Source organism: Micromonospora globispora (assembly GCF_003857015.1).
GTDB lineage: Bacteria > Actinomycetota > Actinomycetes > Mycobacteriales > Micromonosporaceae > Micromonospora > Micromonospora globispora.
In genome coordinates, this window is the sequence record NZ_QGGF01000673.1 from 1 (window position 1) to 1,833 (window position 1,833).

1 protein-coding gene and 1 pseudogene are annotated in these 1,833 nt (G+C 65.5%); one reads left to right on the plus strand and one right to left on the minus strand.

The window, feature by feature from the left end:
- Positions 1–396: 396 nt before the first annotated feature.
- Positions 397–678, minus strand: a complete 282-nt coding sequence (locus tag DKL51_RS31720) for a hypothetical protein (protein ID WP_123827141.1) — start codon at positions 676–678, stop codon at positions 397–399.
- A gap of 399 nt (positions 679–1,077) precedes the next feature.
- Here DKL51_RS31720 and DKL51_RS31730 point away from each other — a divergent pair.
- A pseudogene (locus tag DKL51_RS31730) lies at positions 1,078–1,530 on the plus strand (DDE-type integrase/transposase/recombinase); the annotation flags it as partial.
- Positions 1,531–1,833 lie beyond the last annotated feature (303 nt).

A 1,833-nucleotide genomic window follows, 5' to 3' on the forward strand; every position in this document is an offset into this window, starting at 1 on the left:
TTGCAAAGATCAAGACCGCTGTCGGTCGGCGTCGGCTATTGCGGCTGGCCTGCTCGTCTCGTCGCCTCGCGTCCGTCCCTATCGGTTGGAGTCGCCCGGCTTGGCTGTACCGATGGCTGTACAGCCACACGGTTTGGGAATTGTCGATCAGCGGTCGGTGGCGGCCCGCCCACCTGCTGTCCTTGCAGGTAACGCCCTGGTCGTCGTGGTCATCGTTGACCGCGGTCGCCCGCCGTTGCCGCCGTCTCGGGCACGCAAGGTCAAACGCACGCCGTTTCCCGATCTCCAGAAAACCTAGACGGGACACGGCGTGCGCTGTTGATCAGGCCCTCAACCCACCCACGAGAACGTCACAAGAGCCAAAAGGGCATCCCCACCAGTGGGAATGCCCCGTGGTCACCACGGCCGCTTCGACGCCACCGTCTCGGCGGGGTGCTCGGCTTGCATATGCCTTTCAACCATTCGTCTCTGCCCGATCGACGCCAGCGCGACACCGAACGACATGCCCGCAGCCACGCCGAGGGCGAGAGCGGTTATCCGGTCGAAGGTGTAGCGGCCGTCCAACAACCTGGTCACCGCGGGCAGCAGGAGCAGGACGGCCAGCGCCAACAACGACCTCGAAACGCTTCGCTTCGGTAACCACAGGCCGAGAACCTGGCGTCCTTGCGACTCCTCCAACTGTCCACCCCTCCACCACAAAAGGCTCCTGAACCGGTCCAGACCGGCGGGCTGACTGTATGCCCTCCCTTCGTCGCCCACCCGGGGACCCCCACCGGGGCCGCGAACCGAAGACCGCACTGATGTCGCCGGCCGTATCGAGCCGTGCGCGCTGGCTGCTGGGCTGTTTCCTGGATTTTCGGTTGTGGTTCGGCTATTCACAGCTGTCGTGGGTGGACGGCTCGAGTTGACCGATGTCGAGTACGGGCGGATCGGGCCGTTGCTGCCGGCGATGACACGGCAGCGTGGTGGGCGCCGGTGGCCCCGGACCGGGTCTGGCGGCAGTTCACCGCCGTCGCACCGGACGTGTTGTGGTGCGACGACATCACCGAGGTCATCACCGACTAGGGCAAGCTCTACCTCGCCACCGTGATCGACCTGTACTCCCGCCGGCTGCTCGGCTACGCGATGAGCGCCTACCACGACGCCGACCTGACCCAGGCCACCCTGAGCATGGCCGCGGCGACCCGCGGCGGCACCGTCGACGGAGTGATCTTCCAAAGCGACCGCGGCAGTGAGCAGTACACCGCCGTCGACTACGCCAAGGCCTGCAAGCGTCTCGGTGTCCTGCAGTCGATGGGCCGGGTCGGCTGCGCCCTGGACAACGCCGCCGCGGAGGCGTTCAACTCCACCATCAAGGTCGAGTACATCCACCGGCAGCGGTTCCGCACCCGCGCCGAGGCCCGACTCAAGATCGCCACCTGGATCGTCGACTTCTACAACGTCCGCAGGCGCCACAGCGCCTGCGACGGCATGTCACCGGTCGACTACGAACACTTCATCGCCGAAGCCCGCCGGGCCCAGGCAGCTTAAACAACCCTCCACGCTTCCAGGGGATTGACAAGCGGCACGCCGCAGGCTTACCTCTATGGTCTTGGGCCATGGTGGTTGAGGCGAGGTCCTGCGTTCGTTGTAGTCGTCCGGTCGAGGTCGAGGCCGAGCGTTACGAGATCTTCGAGCGGATGCACTACGTCTGCTACCACTACGAGTTCGAACACGACCCGGTTGATCCTGACGAAGAGTGCGGGGCTGGAGGCTGTCCGTCCGCTGCGATTCGACCGCGTCCAGAACGACGGCCCGAGAATCGCCTCTGACCGCACCGTCAGTTTGGAAGAG